This window comes from Pseudochrobactrum algeriensis, assembly GCF_018436245.1.
Taxonomy (GTDB): Bacteria; Pseudomonadota; Alphaproteobacteria; order Rhizobiales; family Rhizobiaceae; genus Pseudochrobactrum; species Pseudochrobactrum saccharolyticum.
Genome location: NZ_CP075361.1, coordinates 741,093 through 766,214 on the forward strand (window position 1 = coordinate 741,093; position 25,122 = coordinate 766,214).

A 25,122-nucleotide genomic window follows, 5' to 3' on the forward strand; every position below is an offset into this window, starting at 1 on the left:
AAATCAGATGCTTAGGCACAAATATGATGCCCGTCCTGCGGATTTATAAGTGCCTGACGGCAACAAATTTACATGTCGCAAAAGCGTGTCGCTGGGTTTCGGATATTATTGTTCGAATGTGAAGGCGGTATGAATTCTGTTGTGAGGGTGAAAAACATAAAACCACGGCGGGCTCTGTGCAGCCGCGCCGTGGTTTTTCTCATCAATCAGCGGACAACACGCAAATTGGATAATTCATCCGCAATTTCACGGAATGTCTGTTCAAGATTGCCGCCGGTTGTATTCCAGAAAAGTTTTGCCCGCTGGGTAGGAAAGTCCTTATCAAATCGCACCCGAGATTCTGAGGCGCATTGTTTCATAGTTTCCATCTGCTTGCGATCTGTCGCATTGTTCTGCCGCAGATCAAGCGCAACAGTCATCACCATGATTTTGTCCTGTTTTGCAAGCTCGCACAATTTTTTGAAGCGCGCATTCAGTGCTTCAGTATAATAGGCATTGTCATGAACATTGCTGGCGCCGCGTGCTTCCTGAAAAATACGTGTTCTGTCGTAGGATTTAGTTGTAACTGCGGTATATCCCAGTGAAGAATAGTTGGATATGTTGTTTGCATAGTCTGTACCGCCGAGTGAGTTGTAACGGTAATAAGTGTTGGCACCATCGGTCAGAACAATGACGACTTTATCATTGCCCCGCTCCGAAATAGCTCTTCCGCCTGCAAATGGCGAATTCTGGATAAGTGTTCTCCAGCCCCAGACCATACCTTCCGGCACATTTGTACCGCCATCCGGTTGCATTTTGGCAATGGCATTTTTTACCGTTCTCAGGCCATTGTCAGTTGTTACATCTGTAAGTGTAGTGATCGGCGTTGTTGTGCAGCTGTAATTCGGACCGGATGTTCCTTCACCAGACGTGTTTTGCGCGATGTAGTATTTTTTCAAATCCCGTTGCATCGTTTGATAGCTGTCGTAGCGTCCCCCGTTATCCGACCACCAATGGTTCAGAGAGCGGCTGGTGTCATATTCATCGGGGGCGAACATCGGCACATACATCGTGTCAGGCTTATCAATCGTCGGGCGATCAGCATTAATGCCGTACTCTCCGGGGCGTGCTTCTACACAACCTTTCCAGCTTGTATATGTTCTGCCACGTGTGGTTTGCATGTCATTATACAGGCTGAACCGCGTGAAATAATGGCCGTTTTCGCTTCCCCAACCAGACCCTTGTTTAAAATAAGCACCATCACGAAGAATGATATTTTTATTGTACCCGACATTGATAGGGTTGTTTGCCGTGGGCATGGTGAAGTTTTCATAATGAACCGGCGAAATGCCGGTCTGATCCATCCACGGCTGGGTCTGGTTTTCAGGGCCGATATTGACTGAGGCAGCAAAAGGAACCAGGGAAAACTGTACCGGATTTTCAAGATGCGTTATAAGCTTGGCCTGTTCTGCCAGCTTGTCTACAAGTTGAGTGGATGCCTGCTTAAGTAAATCTATGCGTTTGAGACCTGAGCCCGAACCGCGCTCAGCCATCGAGCCGGAATTATCAAGGACAAGAGCGACTTCCAGAGTATTCTTAAGGCGTACAGTTGCAGACATTGAAAAAGTATATTGATCCCAGTCAACCTCATCTTTCGTCATTGCCATTACGGCTCTTCCGTAAAATGAAATATAACGGAAGGATGCGCCGGCAACGATTTGCTGGTCTGAATCGCGACCTTTAGGAAACTCCAGAGTAAACTGAGTTTTGTCCGGTTCGATGGCACGCAGATTAGCATCAAATATTTTTTTGCCGAATGCCCGGATCTGGCTTTCTTCCGAAACGACAGTGAAGCGCTTACCGACAGCCAGCGCAGCGGCATCAAGTGACTGCTGAACATTTCCGCGCACACGCATCAGATTGGCTGTGTCAATCGCCAGCATCATTGCAAAAAGAATAGGCGGGAGCATCAATGCGAAAAGCGGGGCAATAGCGCCGGTCTGGTTTCTGCGAAACCGCATTATCAGTGCAGAAAAACTGCCGGATCGCTGTTTTGGGCTTTTTACGCAACGCATAGTCTCTCCTGCCGGCACAGGCCGGAACATAGTCTTCTTATTGTCCGTCTGTTTCATGTCGTGTGACGTTTCAGATAACGGCAGGCAAAACAGGAAACGCGATTCAATCTTTTCATTTTCTCTGATGGTAATGGATTGGTTCTAACAAGCCGTCACGAAACACAGTAAAAAAACTGGGTACAGGGTAGAGTTAATGAAACATGAGCGGCATTGTTCCGTGCTGCGTCAAAATATAAACAGTGTTGTGATATTTTCGCCCACGCAAAACGGGTGACATATGCTGCCTGTTGGTTTAGAGCATTTATAAAATCCGGCGCCTGAAGCTTTGGCTTCGACCGCGTCTTTCATGCAGATCCGTGCGCGCGAATGGTGCGCCTGTGCTCCGTTTAGCTGCGGAGATAATTGATTTAAGGATAGTTTTATGCTGCATCCGGCGAAACTCGATGATCTTTTTGACCGCTATGATGTGATCTTCAGTGATGTCTGGGGCGTGTTGCATAATGGGGTGGAAGCCTATCGTCCGGCTGCAGATGCTCTGAAACGTGCCCGCGAGGCCGGTGTCAAAGTGGTGCTGATTACCAATTCGCCGCGCCCAAATCCCGGTGTTGCCGCCCAGATGGAAATGATGGGCATCACTAATGAGAGCTATGACCAGATCGTGACATCCGGTGATGTTACCCGTGATCTGATCGCTGCAGGCCCGCGCAAAATCTATCATCTGGGGCCTGAGCGCGAATTGGCGATTTATGACGGGCTGGATGTGGAGCTGGTTGAAGAATATGAGGCGTCCGGTGTTGTCTGTACCGGTCTGGTCGATGATGAAGTGGAAAAGCCGGAAGATTATGCCGAACTGCTGCAGCGTTTCCGTTCGCGCAATCTGCCATTCATCTGCGCCAATCCTGATATCGTTGTGGAACGCGGCACCCGCCTGATCTGGTGTGCCGGTGCACTGGCGCGTGATTACACGCAGCTCGGCGGTCGCACGCTTATCGCCGGTAAGCCGCATCACCCGATTTATGCGGCTGCAATGCAGGCCGCAGAAAAGCTGACCGGCAAGTCTGTCGATAAATCCCGCATCCTTGCTATCGGCGACGGTATGCTGACCGATGTGAAAGGTGCGCAGAATTACGGCGTGGATGTTCTGTATATTTCCGGCGGTATTCACGCGGCTGATTATGTGGCCAAGGGCGAAGTCGATCACGACAAGCTGCTGGCATTTCTTGGCCGTCACGGTGAGGCGCCGGCAGCAGTGATGCGTTATCTGGTGTGATTGCCGGAAGTTTTTAATCCCTGAACAACTGATCTGAAACAACTCAATGACTGCGATGCCTTCAGAATTTGCTGCAAAATCCGCAATTCTTCGTCTCACCTGCGGTGTGAACGGCAGTGAGCCGCTGCCTGCACATATGCGCGGCGGCGTGGTGGCGATCGGCAATTTTGACGGTGTGCATCGCGGTCATCAGGCTGTGCTTGAGAAAACCCTGCAACTGGCCAAAGAGCGCAATTGTCCGGCAGTTGTGCTGACATTTGAGCCGCATCCGCGCAGTTTTTTCAATCCGGATCAGCCGGTTGACCGCCTGACTGATGCGCAGGAAAAAGCGGCTATTCTGGGTTTGCTCGGTTTTGATGTTGTGGTGGAGCAGGGCTTTGATGCCGGATTTTCCTGCCTGAGTGCGCAGGAATTCATCGATCAGGCATTGATCGAACGGCTGGGTGCATCGGAAGTCATTACCGGTGTTGATTTTCACTTCGGCAAAAAGCGGCAGGGCAATCCTGAGTTTTTGAAACAGGCGGGTGAGAAACACGGTTTCGGCGTCACGCTGATTGAGCCTTTCACCGATGAGGGCGGCGAGGTGGTTTCCTCCTCGCGCATTCGCTCCCATCTGGCGGAAGGTGACGTGGCGGGAGCCGCGGGACTGTTGGGCTACCGCTACACGCTGGCCAGTACAGTTATTAAAGGCAAGCAACTGGGGCGCACGCTTGGTTTTCCGACAGCTAATATGGCGCTGCCGGAGCAGACCAATCTGAAGCACGGTATCTATGCTGTGCGTTTCCGCCGTGCTGACGGCACACTTTATGATGGTGTTGCCAGTTTTGGCCGCCGCCCGACCGTGGATAGTGACGGTTGCGCATTGCTTGAGACATTCTTGTTTGACTTCTCAGGCGATCTCTACGGCGAATTCTGCTCTGTATCTTTCTTTGCTTATTTACGCGGAGAAGAAAAATTCGATTCGCTTGATGCATTGATGGTGCAGATGCGGCAGGATGAAGCTGAAGCACGGGCAATATTATCCGCTGTACAGCCGCTTTCTTTGCTGGATTCCTATCTGACATTCTCCCGCAGCTGAATTGATCTCAATATTTCAGAATATATTTACCGCTTTACTTGAAAAATAAGCGCATACCTGTTTGTCCGCCTGCAAATGGCGTCTGGAGTATGCGTTTTGCGTAATATGTTTAACCGGTTCCGGATTGCCGGATTGGCTGTTTTGTCTGCTGCATCATTCATTCATCCGGCTTTGGCGGAAGAGGGCGGACAATCATCAGGAAAACATTTCTGGTCAGGTGACTGGTCGCTGACCGTCGGCGGCGACTTTTACCGCCAGCCCCGTTTTACAGGCTCCAGCAAATATATAATGAGTGCGCAGCCTCTGATTTCCTTCGGCCGCACAGGTGTTGCCGAGCGCTTTTCATCCCGCAATGACAATATTTCCTTCGCTCTGATGGATATGGAAGATTTTCGCGTGGGGCTGACCGGCGAGTTTTTGATGGCACGCGGGGGCAGTCAGGCCGATGGCTTGAAAGATGTGCCATGGGGCGGTGAGGTCGGCGGCTTTATGGAATTCTATCCGACGGACTGGTTTCGTCTGCGCTCAGAACTGCGTCACGGGGTTCGGGCGCATAATGGTATTGTCGGCGAACTGGCAGGGGATGCATTTTATGATGTGACACCGGCTATCCGTGTTTCCGGCGGGCCGCGCATGTCCTTTGCTTCCGAGAAATATCTGGATACCTATTATGGTATTAATGCTGAGGAATCCGTTGCCAGCGGTCTTTCCGTTTATGATCCGGATGGCGGGGGAGTTACATCTGCTGGACTGGGCGGCGCAGTGACATGGATGACAACCGATAAAATCACAACCAGCCTTTACGCCGAATATACTAAATTGCAGGGTAAAGCAGCGCGCTCCAGCCTTGTATCCGAGCGCGGATCGCGCCATCAGTTGACGGTTGGTGTTTCGGCAACCTATCGTTTTGATTTTACGCTGGACTGATGTTTGGAGCGAAAACCGTCAGGTTTTAGAAAAGTAACGGCTTATTTGCTTTGAAAATCTGCCGGAAGGGCAAAGTTTATCTGTCTTGCCTCTTTATTCTGCGCGCCTGCATTGGTAAAAGCATCACCATGATGAGACAATACTCGATATTTATAATGCTGCGCTATGCCGGCCGAATTATTGGCCCGGCCTTTTCTTAAGCCTGACCGGATGGTTCAGGGGGAAAGGTCCGGGAAGAATAGCTGACATCCTGAGGTATGATGAACTCTGCCGCAATTTCAGGATATATATTTTCTTAAGACTGCCTGCCTGAGAGAAGCATAGTGCCTGCATTATGCTTGGTAGTCCAACTGAATGCTCAAGATAATGACTGCTGAAAAAATCGATTATTCCAAAACGCTTAACCTGCCGCAGACCGACTTTCCGATGCGTGCCAGCCTTCCGCAGCGTGAGCCGCTGCTGGTCGCACGCTGGGAAGAGATGAATCTTTATAAGAAGCTGCGTGAAGATGCCAAGGATCGTCCGCTTTGGGTGCTGCATGACGGCCCTCCATATGCCAATGGTAATATCCATATCGGTCATGCGCTGAACAAGACGCTGAAAGATGTGATCACCCGCTCGTTCCAGATGCGCGGCTATAATTCGAACTATGTCCCAGGCTGGGATTGCCACGGTCTGCCGATCGAATGGAAGATCGAAGAAAAATACCGTGCGCAGGGCAAGAATAAAGACGAAGTGCCGGTTAATGAATTCCGCAAGGAATGCCGTGAATTTGCTGAAGGCTGGATCAAGGTTCAGACCGATGAGTTCAAACGTCTGGCAATCACCGGTGATTTTGAACAGCCATACACCACAATGAATTTCCATGCGGAAGCCCGCATTGCCGGTGAATTGCTGAAATTCGCCCGTTCCGGCCAGCTTTATCGCGGTTCCAAGCCGGTTATGTGGTCAGTTGTTGAGCGCACTGCTCTGGCCGAGGCCGAAGTTGAATATCACGATGTTGAGTCGGATATGATCTGGGTGAAATTCCCTGTCACATCCGTGCCGGAACTAGCTGACGCGCATGTGGTGATCTGGACGACGACACCTTGGACAATTCCGGGCAACCGCGCCATCGCCTATTCGCCAAAGGTTTCCTACGGTCTTTATGAAGTGACCGGCGCGGAAAATGATTTTGGCCCGCAGGCTGGTGAGAAGCTGATCTTCGCTGATAATCTGGCTGAGGAATGCTTCAAGAAAGCCAAGCTGACTTTTAATCGTTTGCGCGATGTTTCCACTGCACAGCTGCATGGCATGACTGCTGCCCATCCGCTCAAAGGCTTTGGCGGCGGTTATGAATTTATTGTGCCGCTGGTTGCCGGTGAGCATGTGACCGATGATGCCGGTACAGGCTTCGTCCATACTGCGCCAAGCCATGGTCGTGAAGACTTTGAAGCATGGATGGATGCTGCACGTGAACTTGAAGCACGCGGTATCAATCCTGCGATTCCTTTCCCTGTGGATGATGCCGGTTTCTATACTGCCGATGCGCCGGGCTTTGGCCCTGACCGTGAAGGCGGTGCTGCCCGTGTTATCGATGATAACGGCAAGAAGGGTGATGCCAATGAAGCGGTTATCAAAGAACTGATCGCGCGTGGTCTGCTGTTCGCCCGTGGCCGCATGAAGCATTCCTATCCGCATTCATGGCGCTCGAAAAAACCGATCATCTTCCGCAATACACCGCAATGGTTCGTCTATATGGACAAAGAACTGGGCGACGGCACAACGCTGCGTTCCCGCGCTCTGAAAGCCATTGATGATACACGTTTTGTACCGGCTGCCGGACAGAACCGCCTGCGTGCGATGATTGAAAATCGTCCTGACTGGGTGCTGTCACGCCAGCGCGCATGGGGCGTGCCGATCTGCGTTTTCGCAGCCGAAGATGGCGCAGTGCTGATTGATGAAGCTGTGAATGAACGTATTCTCGCGGCTTTTGAAGTGGAGGGTGCTGATGCATGGTTTGCAGAAGGTGCGCGTGAGCGTTTCCTCGGCAACCGCGCCGGTGAGGCTTGGGAGCAGGTTACCGACATTCTCGATGTCTGGTTCGACTCCGGTTCAACCCATACTTTCACGCTGGAAGACCGCCCTGATCTGAAATGGCCTGCCGATCTTTATATGGAAGGTTCGGATCAGCATCGCGGCTGGTTCCATTCCTCGCTGCTGGAAAGCTGCGGAACCCGTGGCCGTGCACCTTATAATGCAGTGCTGACCCATGGTTTCACCATGGATGAGCATGGTAAGAAAATGTCGAAGTCGCTCGGCAATACAGTGACCCCGCAGGAAATCATCAAGGATTCCGGTGCAGATATTCTGCGTCTCTGGGTGATGACCTCGGATTACTGGGACGATCAGCGCCTCGGCAAGAGCATCATCCAGACCAATATCGACGCTTACCGCAAGCTGCGTAACACTATCCGCTGGATGCTGGGTACATTGGCGCATGATGAAGGCGAAGAAGTTGCCTATGCCGATCTGCCGGAGCTTGAAAAGCTGATGCTGCATCGCCTGAGCGAGCTGGATGAAGTTGTTCGCAATGGTTATGATGCATTTGAATTCAAACGCATCACCCGTGCGCTGATCGACTTCACCAATATCGAGTTGTCGGCTTTCTATTTCGATATCCGCAAAGATGCGCTTTATTGCGATGCACCATCGAGCCTGCGCCGCAAAGCTGCTTTGCAGACCGTGCGTCACCTGTTCGATAATATCGTGACATGGCTCGCACCGATGCTGCCTTTCACAACGGAAGAAGCATGGCTTGACCGTTATAAAGATGCGGTTTCCGTGCATCTGGAGCAGTTCCGCAACATTCCTGCTGAATGGAATAATCCGGTTCTGGCTGCGAAATGGGACAAGGTGCGCGATGTACGCCGCGTTGTTACCGGCGCTCTGGAACTGGAACGTGCGGACAAGCGTATCGGCTCGTCGCTGGAAGCTGCACCTCTCGTACACATCACCGATGCGTCGCTGCTCTCAGCGGTACAGGGTCTGGATATGGCTGAGATCTGCATCACCAGCGGATTGATCATCAGCGACCAGCCGGTTGCCGGTGAGGCATTCGCGTTGAGCGATGTGAAGGGTGTTGCTGTTGTGCCTGCCAAGGCCGACGGTGCAAAATGCGCCCGTTCATGGCGTTATACCAATGATGTCGGCAGTGATTCTGAGTTCCCTGATGTATCGGCACGCGATGCTGCGGCATTGCATGAGCTGAAAGCTCTTGGTCGTTTGGGATAAGTATGAATCTGCGGCGATCACAGGTAAGCATTTCCAGCAAAAGTGCGAAGCGGTTTGCGTTGGATAATGCGTAAAACAAAGAAAAAGAGCGGTTCCGGTAATTCAATTTTAACAGGAACCGCTCTGACAAGCAGTTATCAGTGATTGCCGCATATTTTCTGCCGTGCTAAGGCACTGCATTGAAATATTTTGTCGGCAGTGAAAATCTGCTTTCATGCCTTGGAGTTGCCGGAAAGTACGGATAACGCCATAATGCATGAAATTTAATGTAGCGGTGGTTGGGTAATCTGGCCGAATACGGATAAAAGTGGTGCTCATGAAGATTGAAGGACGCATTTTCGCTTTCGCAACAGTGCTGGCCAGTTTGGGTCTTGCCGGTTGTGTGTCCGATCCGACCTATGGAACAGGCAAGTCAGCCAGCACGCAATTGCTGGATGATATGTCATCCATTGCTACAATCGGTCCGAAAAAGAGAACCGGTATTGAATATAAGCCGCGTCCGGAGCTGGTGAAGCCTGTTGCAGGGCAGAAAGAAAGCCTGCCGCAGCCGCAGGAAAGTGTTGCCCGCGCCGGTGATCCTTCATGGCCGGAATCGCCGGAAGAGCGCCGCAAGCGTCTGCGTGCAGAGATTGAAGCAAACCGCGACAACCCGAATTTCGTTTCGCCGATTGCACCGGACAGCCCGAGCGATTTCACACCGCGCCGTCAGATTCTGCCAAGCGGTGCCAGCCGTCGTGAAGATTATGCATCACGTGATTCTGTTGCCGATCCGGCAGTTGCTGCAGCCGCCAAGCAGGCGCAGCTTGATCGCGCAGGCGGTTCTGCCACACAGCGTAAATATCTGAGTGAGCCGCCGGTCAGCTATCGCCAGCCAGCCGCCACTGCTGCAGTTGGTGATCTGGGTGAAGACGAGGCGAAGAAAGAACGCCGTCGTAAGGCTGAAGCCACCGGTTCAAAAAGCTGGCGCGATAAGCTCGGTCTTTAATTCGGATTTGAATGAAGTTTGAAAAAGCCGCGTCTCGATAAAGGACGCGGCTTTTTTATTTGCGTTTTTCCTGAAAGAAACGTCTCAGCATGTCGGTTGCCTCCGCTTCACCTATGCCGGAATAGACTTCAGGTGCGTGATGGCAGGTCGGCTGGCTGTAGAAGCGGGGGCCATATTCCACGCCGCCGCCCTTCGGGTCGCTTGAAGCATAATAAAGACGGCGGATGCGGGCAAAAGAAATCGCCGCCGCGCACATGGCGCAAGGTTCCAGCGTCACATAGAGATCGCAATCACCGAGCCGCTCATTTTCCAGAGCCTCACAGGCAATGCGGATTGCCAGAATTTCGGCATGGGCGGTCGGATCATTGATTTCGCGGGTGCGGTTGCCGGCACGGGCGATAATCCGGTTTTTATGCGTGATGACCGCGCCGATCGGCACTTCGCCCCGTGCTTCTGCGGCGCGGGCTTCTTCCATCGCGGCCTGCATAGGAGATATCTTTGCATGACCGCTTGCCGGATGTGTCACAGAAACCAAACTTGCCGCAGGGGATTGTGAATTTTCATCGTTCATCTTGCCGGAATTGCCGCCGGTTGCGTTTTTTTGCATAATGTGCGGCAGCCTTTCAGATATTTTACTCGCAAGCGCGGTGATGATTTGTTAGAGCGTAGCTTTAATAAGGTGTGTAGCATAAGAACTGCGCTGCAATCGTGCCAGCTTTATCCTAAATTTTGCCGGATCGGAATGATTTAGCATAAAGCATGTCCGGCGAAAACGCGCAGCGGTTTTGCAGCAGGGCTTTCCGCATCCTGATTTTCGATTTTTGACGCCGGGCAGAAATACCGGTGAAAGGCTGATATTCTAATGACCCGTGATGATCATGATAATGAACGCGGCAAGCGTCCTTTTGTAAAGCGTGAGCGTACGCGCGATGACAGAGGTTCTGACCGTCCGCGTCGTTTTGAAGGTGAATCCCGTGGTGACAAGCCGCGCGGCTTCGGTGAGCGCGGCGACAAACCTCGTGGTTTTGAACCTCGCGGCGATAAGCCCCGCGGCTTTGATATGAGTGCCGCTGAAGAAGGCGAACGTATCGCCAAACGTCTGGCGCGTGTGGGTATTGCCTCGCGTCGTGAAGCGGAAAGCATGATTGCTGCCGGTCGTGTTGCTGTAAACGGTAAAGTGCTGACCAGCCCTGCCGTCAATGTTCTGCGCACAGATCGTATTACCGTTGATAATAAAGTTCTGCAGCAGGCTGAACGTACCCGCCTGTGGCTCTATCACAAGCCTGCCGGTCTGGTGACAACCAACCGTGATCCGGAAGGTCGTCCGACAGTGTTTGATGCACTGCCTGCTGAATTGCCGCGCGTTTTGTCGGTTGGCCGTCTTGATATCAACACCGAAGGCCTGTTGCTGCTGACCAATGATGGCGGTCTGTCCCGCGTTCTGGAACTGCCTGCTACCGGCTGGCTGCGCCGCTACCGCGTGCGTGCTCACGGTACAGTGACACAGGCACAGCTTGATGAGCTGAAAAACGGTATCGCTGTTGACGGCGTGTTCTACGGCGCGGTTGAGGCAACTCTGGAGCGCGAGCAGGGCGCCAATGTCTGGCTGTCCATTGGTCTGCGCGAAGGCAAAAACCGCGAAGTTAAGAATATTCTTGGTGCGCTTGGTCTGGCCGTTTCCCGCCTGATCCGCGTTTCTTTCGGTCCGTTCCAGCTGGGCGATCTGGAAGAGGGTGCGGTGCGCGAAATCCGTGGCCGTACCCTGCGTGAACAGCTTGGTGAGAAACTGGTTGAAGATTCCGGTGCGGATTTTGATGCGCCGATCCTCAATGAATTCTCGAATGAAGCGGTTAAAGGCGAATTGCCGTCCCGCAGCCCGCGTTTTGATGCCTATGAAGAGCGCGGCAGCGACGAGGAAGGCGAGGGCCGTTCCCGTTACAAATCCGACTGGATTTCCAGCAGCCGCAATGCAGGCGGCGGCCGTGGCGGCAAGGGCGGCTTCGGTGCCAAGCGTGGTGAAGGGCGTATGGACGGTGAGCGTAAACCGTTCCGCCGTGACCGTGAAGAAGGTGACCGCCGTGAAGAAGGCCGTGCGCCGCGTGATGGTGAGCGTAAGCCTTTCCAGCGTGATCGCGATGGCAAGAACTGGCGCGAAGATGGCCTGTCACGCCTCAGCACATCTGCACCGCGTGCCGGTGGTTTCGACAAGCCGCGCTTTGCTAAAGGCGGCCGTAGTGACAAGGATGATGACAAGTTTGGTTCACAGCCGCAGCGTCCGCGCGGCGTGAATGTATGGATGGCACCGGGTGCCAAGGCCTACAACTCGTCGTCCAAGCCGACTCCGGGCGATGATCGCCGCCGTTCGCGCCGTGACGGTGATGACCGTCCGCAGCGTGAAGAAGGCGGTCGCGGTTATCAGGGCCGTTCAGAGGACAGAGACGGTTATAAGCGTCAGGGTTTCCGCCGTGATGAAGACAATCGCGACGGTTTCAAGCGCGAAGGCTTCCGTTCGGAAAACCGTCGTTCTTTTGATGAAGGCGATCGTCCGGCACGCGAAGAGCGTCGTTTCTCCGGTGAGCGCAATTTTGACAAGAAGCCATTTGGTGACAAAAAGCCGTTTGGTGATCGTCCGTCGGGCGACAAACCATTCCGTGGCAAGCCTGAAGGCGGTCGCGGTGGCAAGCCTTTCGGTAAAGGCCCGCAGGGTGGTAAGCCATCCGGCAACCGTCCGTCCGGTCCTCGCGGGGCAGGCCCTCGCGGTGCAGGTCCGCGTTCCGGCCCGCGCGGAGATAAACGTTAATGCGCATTGTCGGCGGTAAATTCCGCGGACGTGCACTGGTGACGCCGGAAAGCTCTGCAATCCGGCCAACCAGCGACCGGACACGTGAAAGTCTGTTCAATATTATCACGCATGGTTTTCGTGAGAAGCTGGACAATACACGGGTGCTGGATCTGTTTGCCGGCACCGGTGCGCTTGGCCTTGAAGCCTTGTCACGCGGCTGCCGCTATACGGTTTTCGTTGAGGAATCCGTAGAAGGGCGTGGCCTGTTGCGCCAGAATGTGGAGGCTTTCGGCCTTCAGGGGAATACAAAAGTGTTCCGCCGCAATGCAACGGCCTTGGGACCGACCGGCACAATGGGTGAATTTGATCTGGTTTTTGCCGATCCGCCCTATGGCAAAGGTTTGGGGGAACAGGCTTTTATCTCTGCCCTTGAGGGCGGTTGGCTCAAGCCGGATGCGCTTTTGATACTGGAAGAAGTGTCAGAAGCCGTTATCACGCTGGATGACCGCTTCATATTGCGCGATGAACGCAATTACGGGATCACCACGATAAGGCTTTATGAACTGGCCTGACAATTTATTATTAGATAACAAATTGCCCGCTCTGTGCGGGCAATTTGCATTTCAGCATAGTGCTGCCCTTTTTGGGGGCATATTTATTAAATTATTGTCATCATGACATAATTCTTGATGGCTGGTTGCGAATTTGCCGCAATCTCGTTTAATTAAGGTTGTTTTGCAAAACAGGAAGGGACACTTTTCGTGCCATATCTATCCTTTTGCCGGCAACTGGTCAGCACATCCATGCTGGCGCTGATTGTCAGTTCTGCGACTGTGGGCGCATCTTTCGCGCAGGCTGCCAAGCCCGCCGAGGCGCAGGTTGCCCCCGCTGCGACCACCCAGACCAATCCGGCCAATGATAATCAGCCGGCTGCTCTGCCTGAAATCAAGACCCAGAAAGGCGTCAGCAGTTTTAAGCTGACCAATGGCATGGATGTTGTGGTGATTCCCGATCACCGCGCACCGGTTGTCACGCAGATGGTCTGGTATCGCGTGGGTGCCGCTGATGAGCAGGAAGGTGTATCCGGTATTGCCCATTTTCTTGAGCATCTGATGTTCAAGGGTACGAAGAATGTTCCTGCCGGTGAATTCTCTGCAAAAGTTGCAGCGATTGGCGGTCAGGAAAACGCTTTCACCTCGTCCGATTATACCGGCTATTACCAGCAGGTTGCACCGGATGCGCTGGAAATGGTGATGAAATACGAGTCAGACCGTATGGCCAATCTGGTTCTGACCGAAGATGTGATTGTACCGGAACGCGATGTTATTCTCGAAGAGCGCCGCATGCGTGTGGACAGCAATCCGGGCGCAATGCTGAGCGAAGAGGTGAGTGCCGCTTCTTTCTTTAATCACCCTTACCGTCGCCCGATTATCGGCTGGCAGCAAGAAATGGAAAAGCTTAGCCTTGAGGATGCCATCGGTTTTTACGAGCGTTATTATACGCCGAATAATGCCATTCTCGTTGTGGCCGGTGATGTGACGCCGGAGCGCGTCCGTGATCTGGCGCTCAGCACCTATGGCAAATTGCCGAAGCGCTTTGAAGTTGCACCGCGTATCCGCCCGCAGGAACCTGTGAAGCACACAGCCCGCACCGTGACATTGCGCGATGCCCGTGTGAATCAGCCGTCCTTCAATTCCACATGGGTGGTGCCGTCTTACGTAAACGCCAAGGCGAAGGGACGTGAAGGCGACGCTGAAGCACTTGATCTGCTGGGAGAAATTCTCGGCGGTGGTATGCGTAGCCGTCTCTATCAGAAGCTGATTGTTGAGCAGGGCATTGCTGCCAGTGCCGGTGCTTATTATGCCGGTGACGCGCTGGATGACGGTACATTCATGCTCTATGGTGCGCCGCGCGGCGATGCCACGCTTGAGCAGGTACAGGCTGCAATCAATGTTGAAGTCGAGCGTCTGATTAAAGACGGTGTGACGGAAACAGAACTTAATCAGGCACGCAATCGTTTTCTGAAGTCGGAAATTTTTGCCCGTGACAGCCAGACTGGTATGGCGCGGATTTATGGTTCCTCACTGGCCGTTGGCCAGACTGTTGAGGATGTGCAGGGCTGGTCGGATAAAATCCGCACCGTTAAGCCGGAGCAGATCCGCGATGTGGCAGAGCGCTATCTGAAACCGTCAATTGCTGTGACCGGTTATCTGCTGCCACCGGAAACGGCAGAAGGAGCCGCAAAGCCTGAACAGAGTGCAAAACCAGCCGCAGCCGATAAGGCGCAAACCGGTGCTGCCGGTGAAAAACCAGCAGGCAATGATCTGAACAAGAAGACAGATGCGAAGCCAGAGGTGAAAAAATAATGACATATTCTCTTCACTCTGAGGCAGGGTTCGAAAATGCACGCCCTGTCCGTAGCAATGCTTTGCGTGGTTTCAAAGCTGCGGCTGTTGGTCTTTTCGCATTGCTGACAACATTGCCTGCCTATGCGCTGGATATTCAGGAAGTGACCTCGCCGAAGGGTGTCAAAGCCTGGCTGGTGGAAGACGGCAGTGTGCCACTGATCTCTGTGCGTTTTTCGTTTAAGGGCGGCAGTGCGCAAGACCCTGAAGGCAAAGAAGGTCTGGCTAATCTGATGACCGGTCTGTTCGATGAAGGTGCGGGTGATATGCCATCCGATGCCTATCAGGAAAGACTGGATAATATCGGCGCGGAAATGAGCTTCACAGCCAGTGATGATACGATTTCCGGCGGTATGCGGATGCTGAAAGAGAACAGTCCGGCAGCTTTTGACATGCTGGCTCTGGCTATTCAGAAGCCGCGTTTCGATCAGGCGGCAGTTGATCGTATCCGCGATCAGGTGATTGCAGGGATTAATGCTTCCAAGAATGATCCGAACACAATTGCTTCGCAGAAATTTGCCGAAGTGCTCTATGGCAAGCATCCTTATGCCCGCCGTGAAGAGGGTACAGTACAGTCGCTGGAAACAATTACCCGCGATGATCTGCTGGATGCGCATAAAAAACTGTTCGGCAAAGATCAGCTGAAAATCGGTGTGGTTGGTGCGATCAGCGCCGAGGAACTGGCGCCTCTTTTGGATAAGCTTTTCGGCAATCTGCAGGATAAAGCAGAGCTCAAGCCGATGGAAATGGCCAAGCTCGCTTTGGGTGCCACAACATCTGTGACCTATGATCTGCCGCAGACTACGGTCAGTCTGGTTTATCCGGGTGTAAAGCGCAGTGATAAAGATTTCTTCGCAGCCTATCTGATGAATCAGGTGCTGGGTGTCGGCTTTACTTCACGTCTTTATAATGAAGTGCGTGAGAAGCGCGGCCTTGCCTATACGGTGAGTTCCGGTCTCAGTGGCCGGGACTATTCCAACAGTCTCAATATTGCCACCGGTACACGTCCTGGCCGTGCACAGCAGAGTCTGGATGTGATCCGCGCGGAAGTTGCCCGTATGGCGAAATCCGGCGTGACAGAGGAAGAGCTGGCCGCAGCCAAGAGCTTTGCAATCGGTGCCTATGCGATCAATAATCTGGATTCATCCGTGGCCGTTGCCCGCACATTGGTTGGCTTGCAGGAACAGGATCTGGGGCGTGACTATATCGACCGCCGTGCTGATCTCATCAATGCTGTGACCACAGATGATGTGAAGGCCGTTGCCGCAAAACTGCTCAAAGCAGATCCTGCCATTCTCGTGGTTGGGCCGAGCCTGAACTAACGAGCCTGAACTAAGATACAGGTTTGTAAGAATATAAAAAACGGCGCGGTGGATGACCACCGCGCCGTTTTTGTATTTGACCGGCGATGATTTATTCGCTTGCCGGAGTGAGGACAATGCCTGCTTCCGGATAGGGTTTGGCAGGTGCGATTGTCTCTTCTGTTGCCTTGTCGAGTGGCACTGCCGAGCGTGTCGGTTTGACCAGAGGTTCCGGTGTTACCGGCTTGTTGAACAACAGGTGACGACCGGCGAGAATACCTTCCGAAGCCTGTACATGCAGGCGGTCTTCATCGCGCTGGCGCACATCATCGGCAATGGTCTGAGCCTCTTCCTCCGGCATGCCGAGCGCTTCCAGTGTTTTGCGGCCAAACAGCAGACCGGATTCAAAAGTTTCACGCAGCTCGTAATCCACACCCTTTGCCCGCAATTGCAGCGTATGCTCGCGGTCAAAGGAACGGACATAGAGTTTCACATCCGGAAATTCTGTCTGAATGAGATCGACAATCCGGTCGGTGATTTCTTTTTTCTCGGTGCAGATGGCAACCAGTTTGGCTTTGCGGATACCTGCCATTTCCAGCACGTCTTTACGCTGCCCGTCACCGAAATAAATACGGAAACCAAAGCGTCCGGCTGCGCGGATTTTATTGGCGGAATTGTCGATCACCGTCACATCCGAACCACCGGCCAGCAAAATTTGCGAGGCAATCTGTCCGTAACGGGAGAAACCGATCATCAGCACATCGGAACCTGCACCCTCGAAATTTTCCTCCATACCGTCTTCCTGCTTCGTATTCGTCAGCAGGCGATTGCCGATTGTTACGCAGAGTGGTGTCAGCGCCATGGAAATCGTGATGGCAGCAATCAGCTCGGAGGCCAGCGCATCGGTGATAACCGCAGCAGCACTGGCCGTGGAGAACAGAACGAAGGCAAATTCACCGCCCTGTGGCAGCAGAAAGGCGACTTTGACCGCATCATTATGGCTGGTGCGGAAAATACGGCACAGCAGATAAATGATTGCGATTTTTGTAACGATAATCACCGGAACCGATAGCAGGATCATCAGCCAGTTATCGAGAATGACCACCAGATTAAGCGACAAACCAACCGCGACAAAGAACAGGCCGAGGAAAATACCGCGGAATGGCTCCACGTCGGCTGCCAGTTCATGACGGTAGGAGGAATCTGCCAGCAGCACACCGGCGATAAATGCGCCCATCGCCATGGACAGGCCGGCAGCTTCCATCAGCGCCGCCGAACCGAGTACCACAAACAATGCGGCGGCGATCATCACTTCACGCGCACCGGTATTGCCGATGATACGGAACATCGGGTTCAGCAAATAGCGACCGGCAATAATCAGGATAATAATAGCACCGAGTGCCGCTGCCACATGGAAATTCGCAGCGCTCTGTGAGCTTTCGCTTGGCGACAATGCAGGAATAAGCGCAAGAATAGGCACGATCGCCAGATCCTGAAACAGCAGAATAGCAAAGGCTTTTTGTCCGTATTTCTGGCTGGTTTCGCCTTTGTCTTCCAGAATTTGCATGGCAAAGGCGGTTGAGGAGAGTGCAAAACCGCAACCGACAATAATCGCTGCCGGAACTGGAAGACCGGCAACATAAACGCCCAGAAAAGCAAGAGTGACAGCACATAGTGCTACCTGTGCCAGACCGAGGCCGAAGATCGCATGGCGCAGAGACCAAAGGCGGGATGGCTTGAGATCAAGACCGATAATGAACAGCAGAAACACTACGCCCAGTTCGGAGAAATGCAGCAGCTCTTCACCATCGGTAATAAAACGGGCAATCGGGCCGATAATCACACCGGCGGCCAGATAGCCCAGAACGGTTCCCAACCCCATACGCTTGAACAAAGGTGCGGCAATGATTGCCCCGCCGAGGATCATCAGGGTCTGCAGATAAAGACTGCCGATGGAAATATTGTTTTCCATAATTAAAACATCACATATTACGTTTGTCGGGGCGGGTGCGGAATAAGCTACCGGCAGAAAATCATCAAATACAATGCTGCAGGCAAATCATGCCGAACATAATATGAAACAACGCGTGCAGATAACGGTTTTTTAAAGAAAAATATCACGTTTATGGGTTCATCGTTTTCAAATATGAAGTCATGAACATGGGCGAAACACTGAGGTTATTATTCTGAAGAAGGCGTCTGCTTACCCGCATATGTTTCTTCAGGCCTGAGTTGTCATGCATAAACATAAAATGAGACTTAAAAAATACACGGCTTATCCGTATATAGAACCTATACAGGCGGCAAAACCTGATAATTAACTGTTCGCAGATTGCAAAATGCGGGCGCTGAATTATCTCTCACCACCGCGCCAGACGAATGACAGGAAGAATGATGGACGCACAAAGCTCTGCTCAAAAACTCGCCGATCAGGCTCGTTTTCTCGTTGCCGCGGCTAAAAAAGCCGGTGCGGATCATGCCGATGCGGTGGTTGTGCGCAGCCGTTCCAGCAATGTCAGCGTGCGTTTAGGCAAGGTTGAAGCGACCGAAGCCTCGGAAAGTGATGATTTCTCGCTGCGGGTTTTTGTCGGTAAGCGCATTGCCAGTATTTCGGCCAGTGCCAATAAAGGGGCTGATCCTGTTGCGCTGGCAGAACGTGCCGTCGCGATGGCAAAAGTCTCGCCGGAAGATGCTTATGAGGGGCTGGCTGATCCGTCGAAACTGGCTAAACAAATTGCCGATCTTGATCTGTTCGATCCGACACAAATTGACAGCAAACGCATGACTGAAGATGCGCTGGCAATGGAAGAAGCTGCGCGGGGAGTTGCCGGTGTCACCAATTCCGGCGGTGCAACAGCTTCTGCCGGTTTGGGCGGTATGGTGCTGGTGACCTCCGGCGGTTTTGAAGGTTTTTACACGCTGAGCCGTTTTGGCCGCTCTGTCAGTGCGATTGCCGGTGAAGGCACCGCGATGGAACGTGATTATGATATGCGCGTGCGTCTGCATTTTGCCGATTTGCCGGAGCTGGAAGATCTTGGCCGCACCGCCGGTGAACGGGCTGTGCGCCGTCTCAATGCGCGTAAGGTTAAAACAGGCCCGGTCAATGTGATGTTCGATCCGCGTGTGGCACGCGGCATGGCCGGTCATATTGCCGGTGCCATCAATGGTGCATCCGTTGCCCGTAAAAGCAGCTTTCTGAAAGATAAAATGGGACAGCAGGTTCTGAGCAAAGGGGTCAGCATCACCGATGATCCGATGCGCCTGCGCGGCTCATCGTCCCGCCCGTTTGACGGTGAGGGCATTGCCGGTGAAAAACTGACCATGATTGAGGACGGTGTGCTGAAGCACTGGTTCCTCTCCGGCTCGACCGCCCGTGAGCTGGGGCTGGAAACCAATGGTCGAGGTGTGCGTTCCGGTTCAACTGTTGTGCCGTCCTCTACCAATCTGGCGATTGAAGCCGGTGCACGCACACCGGAAGAACTGATGAAAGAACTCGGCACCGGTTTCTATGTCACCGAGGTTTTCGGACAGGGCGTGGATATGATTACCGGCCAATATAGCCGTGGTGCTTCCGGCTTCTGGATTGAAAACGGCGAGCTGACCTATCCGGTGAGTGAAGTGACCATCGCGTCCAATCTCAAAGATATGTTTATGAATATGACCGCTGCCAGCGATCTCGACCGGTCTTACGGGACCGCAGCACCAACGCTGGTCATTGAAGGAATGACGCTTGCCGGAAACTAAAGAAGCAACCAATCAAACAGCAGACAGCGATGACCTGCAACTCATCCGTGAAGCGGCAGCGGAAGCGGGTAAAATTGCCTTGCGCTATTATGGCAATAATCCGGAGGTCTGGCTGAAAGGCGGTCAGTCTCCGGTGAGCGAAGCGGATTTAGCCGTTGATCGCTTCCTTCAGGAGTTTTTGCTGCAGGCGCGGCCGGATTATGGCTGGATTTCAGAAGAAACGGCAACTGACCAGCAGCGTACCGGCAGAGAACGGGCATTTGTGGTCGATCCGATTGACGGTACCCGCGCATTTCTTGCCGGTGATGACCGCTGGTGCGTGAGCATTGCAGTGATCGATCAGGGCAAGCCGCGCTGCGGTGTGCTGGATGTTCCGGTGCGTAAAGAGGTGCTGAGCGCCGTCAGCGGACAGGGTGCTTTCCAGAATGGCACGCCGGTTGCAGCGCTGCTGCCTGCGGATGGCCGCAGCTATCCTGTGGCGATGTCGCGCTCACATTTTAATGATCTGCCGGAAGGCTTTCGCAGTAAGGTAGCATTCTCTCCCTATGTGCCGTCGCTGGCTTATCGTATTGCCATGGTCGGACGCGGTGAGCTGGCCGGAACTTTCGTGCGCGGCGGTGCTCATGACTGGGATCTGGCTGCGGCGGATCTGCTGCTTTCCGAGGCCGGCGGCAGGCTTTTGACCCTTGAGGGGCAGGCACTTAGCTATGGCGCGGCAGGTGGTGCAGTTGCGGGTCAAAAACCGTTCAGCCATGATGTGCTGGTGGCTGCGGTTGCGGGTTTTGAAGAAGAAATGCTGAGCGTTGTACGGCAGTTATTGTCGGATCAGAATTATTCCTGAGCCGGCTTGTCGCGGGTGCTTTAGAAAATACGATAAATTAAAGAGTGTGCAATAAGTACTCCGGTTGAACTTGGACGTAAACCGCTCTAAAGAGGGCGGCAACAAAGGCAGGTTATAAATGCTCTGCCTCCGGCAAAACATAATCTCAGTGACAGGATTAGAAACATGACCGCATCTGGTGAAAACAAACAACTGCTGCATCTGGTATTCGGCGGTGAATTGAAGACGCTGAATTCTATGGAATTCCGCGATCTGGACAAGCTGGATATCGTCGGCATCTATCCGAATTATGAAGCCGCTAAAATGGCTTGGAAGTCCAAGGCCCAACAGACCGTTGATAACGCCCATATGCGTTATTTCATCGTGCATATGCATCGTCTGCTCGATCCTGCAAGTGCAGTTGCTGAAGCTGTGCGCTCTGCTGATAAAGCCTGACGTGCGTTCTGACTGTGGCAGGTGACAAACCGCACCGAACCGGATTTCTGACCAAGTTTTTGAAACGCGCCTGGCAGCGTATTCGCGGGCCTTTGGCGCGTTCAGAAGTTCTGAAGACGGTGCTGGTCAATTTGATTTCGGGCTATCTCCGGCTGGTTTATGCAACCAATAAACGCCTGCCGGGATTTTACGAAACGATTGCATCCCAAAAAAAGCAAACGCCCTATATCGTCACTTTCTGGCATGGCCAGCATTTGATGGGACCGTTTGTGCGTGATAAATCCGTGCCGGTTGTGGCTATGTTTTCACGCAGTGCCGATGCGGAGCTCAATGCCCGTGTGGCGGAAAAGCTCGGCCTGCAAACGGTTCGCGGTTCCGGTGGGCGTGCTGACAGCGATAATAGCGGAAAAGGTGGCGCACGTGCTTTGATCACCCTGAAGCGGGCATTGGATCAGGGCACCAGCACCGGCATGATTGCCGATGTGGCGCATAGTCCGGTGCGTGAGGCAGGACAGGGCATTATCCTGTTGGCCAAATTATCCGGCCGCCCGATCCTGCCTGTTGCCTATGCTTTTTCACGCAGCAAAATTCTGGAAAAAAGCTGGGATAAAACCTCAATACCGCTACCTTTCGGGCGTTCCGCTGCCACCACGACCGAGCCGGTCTGGGTGCCTGCGGATGCGGATGAAAATTTACTTGAGGAAAAACGGCTCGAACTGACCCGCAAACTCGATGCTGCCACGCTTGCCGCTTATAAACAGCTGGGAATGCTGCCACCTCCTGCCAGAGCATGTCACAGTCAAGTTGATCCAACTTGATCGTTTTAATTTTGTCAGGTTGGATCAAATTGACGGCCGTGACAATGCGGCCAACTAAAGAATCCAGAGCGAGCGTCGTTATTAAATTTGAACGCAACCCGCTCTGGCTGACAATAAATTGTGATAGCGGCCGGCATTCTTTTATATAATCACCTTGTGACCGGTTTATTCGTGTATAAACTTAAGATAGGCTTGGTTCGCCGGGCATCTTTATGCAAGATTTCAATAGCTTGCGCAGGGGCGCAAATAGTCTTTGTGCCCTTTGTGTTTCCGGTATTTTATGTTCGTTTTACAGAACAGAACTGCTGTACGGCATAAAACAAGGCCGGTATGGAGATAAGAATGAGTGAAAAATGGGCCCGCACTGTTCTTAAGATCTATAAGGCTGCCGGTTGTGCGGCCTATCCGCTGATCGGGCCCTATATCAGCTATCGTGTTTCCAAAGGCAAAGAAGACCGCAGCCGCCGCGCCGAACGTTACGGCCGCAGCCAGATTGCCCGCCCTGACGGGCCGCTGGTCTGGATGCATGCTGCGAGTGTGGGCGAATTTACCGCCATTCTGCCGCTGATCGAGCATTTTCTGGCACAGGATATCCGCATTTTGCTGACCACCGGCACGCGCACTTCTGCTGCGCTGGTGGGCGAACGTCTTGGTGACAGGGTTATTCACCAATATGTACCGCTGGATTTGCTGCCTGCCGTGCGCCGTTTTCTGGATCACTGGCAACCGGATGTGGCGATTAAATGTGAATCCGAAATCTGGCCGATGACCATTCTGGAACTTGGCAAACGCCATATTCCGCAAATCCTGATCAACGGGCGGATGTCTGATCGTTCCTATACGAAATGGAAAAAGCGCAGCTCCGTTGCTGAGGCTTTGTTTGAAAATTTTGCCCATGTGGTGGCGCAGTCTGATGCGGATGGCGAACGCTTCCGTCAGCTCGGCGCACGTCCGGTCACGATTTCCGGCAATCTTAAAGTAGACACCGATGCCCCGCCGGTTGATCCGCAGGAACTAGAGCGTTTGCAACAGCAAATTGGCAAGCGCAAAGTCTGGGCTGCGATTTCTACCCATGAGGGTGAGGAAGATATTGCTGCGACAGTGCATACAATGCTCAGCACCCGCCACCCGGATTTGCTGACTATGATTGTGCCGCGTCATCCGGATCGCGCTGAGGCAATCCGCGCCATGATCGAAGCCAAGGGGCTGACTGTTGCTCAGCGCAGCCGTAATGAGGAAATCACTCCGCAAACAGCGGTTTATCTTGGCGATACAATCGGCGAAATGGGCTTGTATCTGCGCCTGTCACAGATTGCTTTTGTCGGCAAATCCCTGACCGGTGACGGCGGGCAAAATCCGCTGGAACCAGCGATGCTCGGCACGGCAGTTTTGTCCGGCCGCAATGTGCAGAATTTCCGTGAATCCTATCAGCGCCTGATTAAAAACGGCGGTGCCAAACTTGTCAGCGATCACAATATGCTGGCCGGTGCGGTGAATTTTTTGTTCAATAATCCGGAAAAGCTGAAAACCATGACCGAGGCCGGAAAACGCACGGTCGGTGATATGCGCGGCGCGCTGGAGCGCACACTCACGGCGCTTGAGCCTTTTATACAGCCGCTGGCTGTCAAATCCCGTCTGGATACGACAGTTGTTGAACCTCTGGCTGAGACAGATGTCGCGGAGCAGCCGTGATGGCTGCAAATAAGACACCGGCAGATATTTCAGGTTTCTGGTGGCGTAAGGCTGGCTGGCAGTCTGTATTGCTATCGCCGGTGGCTGCAATTTATGGCTCGGTTGCTAAAAAGCGTATGGTGAATGCAGAGCCGCCGGAAATTGCCATGCCGGTTTTGTGTATCGGTAATTTCACCGTTGGCGGAGCGGGTAAAACGCCGACCTGTATCGCCTTTGCTGAGGCTGCAAAGGCTGAAGGCTTTAAGCCCGGTATAGTCTCGCGCGGTTATGGCGGTTCTTTCAAAGGCGTGCATCTGGTGGATGTGGCGCAGGATACAGCCAAGCTGACCGGCGATGAGCCGCTGCTGCTGGCAAGACATGCCATGGTCGCGGTTTCGGCCAATCGTTTGCATGCAGCGCAATTGCTGGAAAAGCATGGTTGCAACTTCATCATTATGGATGACGGCTTTCAGAGCGCGCGTCTGTTTTATGATTATGCACTGCTGGTGGTGGATGCCGCACGCGGGATAGGCAACGGAAAAATCATTCCGGCTGGGCCTTTGCGTGCGCCTTTGATGGCGCAGATGCAGCAGGCATCGGCACTGCTGCGCATAACGCCGAACCATCTGAAAGGCGAGGATGCCTCGGAGAATGTGATCCGCATGGCGGCGCGCAGTAATAAGCCGTTTTTTGATGCGCGTCTGGTTTCGGTGGCGGAACAACCGGTTGAGAGGAAAAAGTTTCTCGCTTTTGCCGGTATCGGCAATCCGCAGAAATTCTATGACAGTGTGACAGAACTGGGCGGGGAAGTGGTCATCAACCGCTCATTTGGCGATCATTATAATTACAAGCCGGAAGATGTCCGTCAGCTTATTGCGCAGGCGCGGGAAGCTAATCTGATATTGGCAACCACAGCGAAAGATTATGTGCGTCTGCATGGATTGCAATCTGCTGTCGAAGGCGACTGGCTGCGCGACATTGCTATTTTTGATGTGCGGCTTGATTTTGGCCGTGAGAAAATTTTGCAACGCATTATCAAAACAACACGACAAAATTTTCTTGAGCGTAGTCTTGAGCTCTAATCAGAGGGGTTGACGGTAAATATTGAGGCCATCAATATTTTCTTCAATCAAAAGCCAGCCGCGCGCAGCATAATAATCATGCTTGTCAGCTTCAGCGCAAAGATAGACTTCCGAGAAATTCAGGTCGCGGGCTTGTTGCGCTGCGGCTTTCAGCAAGGCACCGCCGATGCCATGCGAACGCTGCTGTTCATCAACCCAGAGGGCTGCGACCCACGGCGTATATTGCGGGCGGGCTTCCATATCACTGTCAATCAGCGAAACAGTGCCGAGAAACTCACTGCCTTCATGGGCGATGAGCGCAACCGGTGTGGTCTCTGCCGTCAGATTTTCCTGAAACAGGCCTTTTATGAAGTCCAGTTCATGACCGTCCTGCCGCCACCATGCATTCCAAACGCGGTCGGCTGCATCATCGAGAAAATGCGGCTGGGTCTTCAGGTCTGATATTTCGTATGCCAT

Annotated in this window: 19 protein-coding genes; 15 read left to right on the forward strand and 4 right to left on the reverse strand. The window is 53.0% G+C overall.

Annotated features, from left to right (window positions below; translation table 11 throughout):
• Window positions 1–206: 206 nt before the first annotated feature.
• Window positions 207–1,925, reverse strand: a complete 1,719-nt coding sequence (locus KHQ09_RS05365; protein WP_238481567.1) for a Tad domain-containing protein — start codon at window positions 1,923–1,925, stop codon at window positions 207–209.
• 550 nt (window positions 1,926–2,475) lie between these two features.
• Here KHQ09_RS05365 and KHQ09_RS05370 point away from each other — a divergent pair.
• The 5 genes from KHQ09_RS05370 (at window position 2,476) to KHQ09_RS05390 (ending at window position 9,587) form a co-directional block, all read left to right on the forward strand.
• Entirely contained in the window at window positions 2,476–3,324 is an 849-nt protein-coding gene (locus tag KHQ09_RS05370) for a TIGR01459 family HAD-type hydrolase (protein ID WP_213596852.1), read from the forward strand.
• Window positions 3,325–3,379: 55 nt separating this feature from the next.
• Complete coding sequence (locus tag KHQ09_RS05375; protein ID WP_151158945.1) at window positions 3,380–4,402, forward strand: bifunctional riboflavin kinase/FAD synthetase; 1,023 nt, start codon at window positions 3,380–3,382, stop codon at window positions 4,400–4,402.
• A gap of 105 nt (window positions 4,403–4,507) precedes the next feature.
• Window positions 4,508–5,329, forward strand: coding sequence for a MipA/OmpV family protein (locus tag KHQ09_RS05380; protein ID WP_213599822.1), 822 nt, complete (start codon window positions 4,508–4,510; stop codon window positions 5,327–5,329).
• 366 nt (window positions 5,330–5,695) lie between these two features.
• Window positions 5,696–8,602, forward strand: coding sequence for an isoleucine--tRNA ligase (ileS, locus tag KHQ09_RS05385; RefSeq protein WP_213596859.1), 2,907 nt, complete (start codon window positions 5,696–5,698; stop codon window positions 8,600–8,602).
• A gap of 316 nt (window positions 8,603–8,918) precedes the next feature.
• Window positions 8,919–9,587: a hypothetical protein gene (locus KHQ09_RS05390; RefSeq protein ID WP_075654416.1), complete on the forward strand. Its 669-nt coding sequence runs from the start codon at window positions 8,919–8,921 to the stop codon at window positions 9,585–9,587.
• Between the two features lie 55 nt (window positions 9,588–9,642).
• Here KHQ09_RS05390 and KHQ09_RS05395 read toward each other — a convergent pair whose 3' ends face one another.
• Window positions 9,643–10,074, reverse strand: coding sequence for a nucleoside deaminase (locus KHQ09_RS05395; RefSeq protein WP_238481702.1), 432 nt, complete (start codon window positions 10,072–10,074; stop codon window positions 9,643–9,645).
• A gap of 375 nt (window positions 10,075–10,449) precedes the next feature.
• Between KHQ09_RS05395 and KHQ09_RS05400 the strand changes: the two genes are divergently transcribed.
• The 4 genes from KHQ09_RS05400 (at window position 10,450) to KHQ09_RS05415 (ending at window position 16,096) form a co-directional block, all read left to right on the forward strand.
• Window positions 10,450–12,387 carry a pseudouridine synthase gene (locus tag KHQ09_RS05400; RefSeq protein WP_213596861.1) on the forward strand — a complete coding sequence of 646 codons (1,938 nt, stop codon included), beginning with the start codon at window positions 10,450–10,452 and terminating at the stop codon, window positions 12,385–12,387.
• Window positions 12,387–12,941 (forward strand): 16S rRNA (guanine(966)-N(2))-methyltransferase RsmD, encoded by a 555-nt coding sequence (rsmD, locus tag KHQ09_RS05405; protein WP_022711239.1) that lies wholly within the window; start codon window positions 12,387–12,389, stop codon window positions 12,939–12,941. Before KHQ09_RS05400 ends, rsmD begins: the two co-directional genes overlap by 1 nt.
• A 231-nt stretch (window positions 12,942–13,172) precedes the next feature.
• Window positions 13,173–14,735, forward strand: coding sequence for a M16 family metallopeptidase (locus KHQ09_RS05410; protein ID WP_213599826.1), 1,563 nt, complete (start codon window positions 13,173–13,175; stop codon window positions 14,733–14,735).
• The gene (locus KHQ09_RS05415; protein ID WP_213596863.1) at window positions 14,735–16,096 is read left to right on the forward strand and encodes a M16 family metallopeptidase; all 1,362 of its coding nucleotides are present in this window, start codon (window positions 14,735–14,737) and stop codon (window positions 16,094–16,096) included. Before KHQ09_RS05410 ends, KHQ09_RS05415 begins: the two co-directional genes overlap by 1 nt.
• Before the next feature lie 91 nt (window positions 16,097–16,187).
• Here KHQ09_RS05415 and KHQ09_RS05420 read toward each other — a convergent pair whose 3' ends face one another.
• Window positions 16,188–18,047 (reverse strand): monovalent cation:proton antiporter-2 (CPA2) family protein, encoded by a 1,860-nt coding sequence (locus KHQ09_RS05420; protein WP_075654420.1) that lies wholly within the window; start codon window positions 18,045–18,047, stop codon window positions 16,188–16,190.
• Between the two features lie 422 nt (window positions 18,048–18,469).
• On the opposite strand from KHQ09_RS05420, the gene KHQ09_RS05425 reads away from it, so the two are divergent.
• The 6 genes from KHQ09_RS05425 (at window position 18,470) to lpxK (ending at window position 24,666) form a co-directional block, all read left to right on the forward strand.
• Window positions 18,470–19,819 carry a TldD/PmbA family protein gene (locus KHQ09_RS05425; protein ID WP_213599828.1) on the forward strand — a complete coding sequence of 450 codons (1,350 nt, stop codon included), beginning with the start codon at window positions 18,470–18,472 and terminating at the stop codon, window positions 19,817–19,819.
• Window positions 19,806–20,660: a 3'(2'),5'-bisphosphate nucleotidase CysQ gene (locus tag KHQ09_RS05430; RefSeq protein WP_213596865.1), complete on the forward strand. Its 855-nt coding sequence runs from the start codon at window positions 19,806–19,808 to the stop codon at window positions 20,658–20,660. The genes KHQ09_RS05425 and KHQ09_RS05430 overlap by 14 nt, the downstream gene beginning before the upstream one ends.
• 165 nt (window positions 20,661–20,825) lie before the next feature.
• A complete protein-coding gene (locus KHQ09_RS05435) occupies window positions 20,826–21,095 on the forward strand; it encodes a DUF4170 domain-containing protein (RefSeq protein WP_022711233.1) in 270 nt (89 codons plus the stop codon).
• A gap of 59 nt (window positions 21,096–21,154) precedes the next feature.
• Window positions 21,155–21,913: a lysophospholipid acyltransferase family protein gene (locus KHQ09_RS05440; protein WP_370627042.1), complete on the forward strand. Its 759-nt coding sequence runs from the start codon at window positions 21,155–21,157 to the stop codon at window positions 21,911–21,913.
• Window positions 21,914–22,255: 342 nt separating this feature from the next.
• On the forward strand, window positions 22,256–23,605 hold the full coding sequence (gene waaA / locus KHQ09_RS05445; RefSeq protein WP_213596867.1) for a lipid IV(A) 3-deoxy-D-manno-octulosonic acid transferase: 1,350 nt from the start codon (window positions 22,256–22,258) through the stop codon (window positions 23,603–23,605).
• Window positions 23,605–24,666, forward strand: a complete 1,062-nt coding sequence (lpxK, locus tag KHQ09_RS05450) for a tetraacyldisaccharide 4'-kinase (RefSeq protein WP_213596869.1) — start codon at window positions 23,605–23,607, stop codon at window positions 24,664–24,666. The genes waaA and lpxK overlap by 1 nt, the downstream gene beginning before the upstream one ends.
• On the opposite strand, the gene KHQ09_RS05455 is transcribed toward lpxK, so the two are convergent.
• Window positions 24,667–25,122 carry a GNAT family N-acetyltransferase gene (locus KHQ09_RS05455; protein WP_213596871.1) on the reverse strand — a complete coding sequence of 152 codons (456 nt, stop codon included), beginning with the start codon at window positions 25,120–25,122 and terminating at the stop codon, window positions 24,667–24,669. It abuts the gene before it with no gap.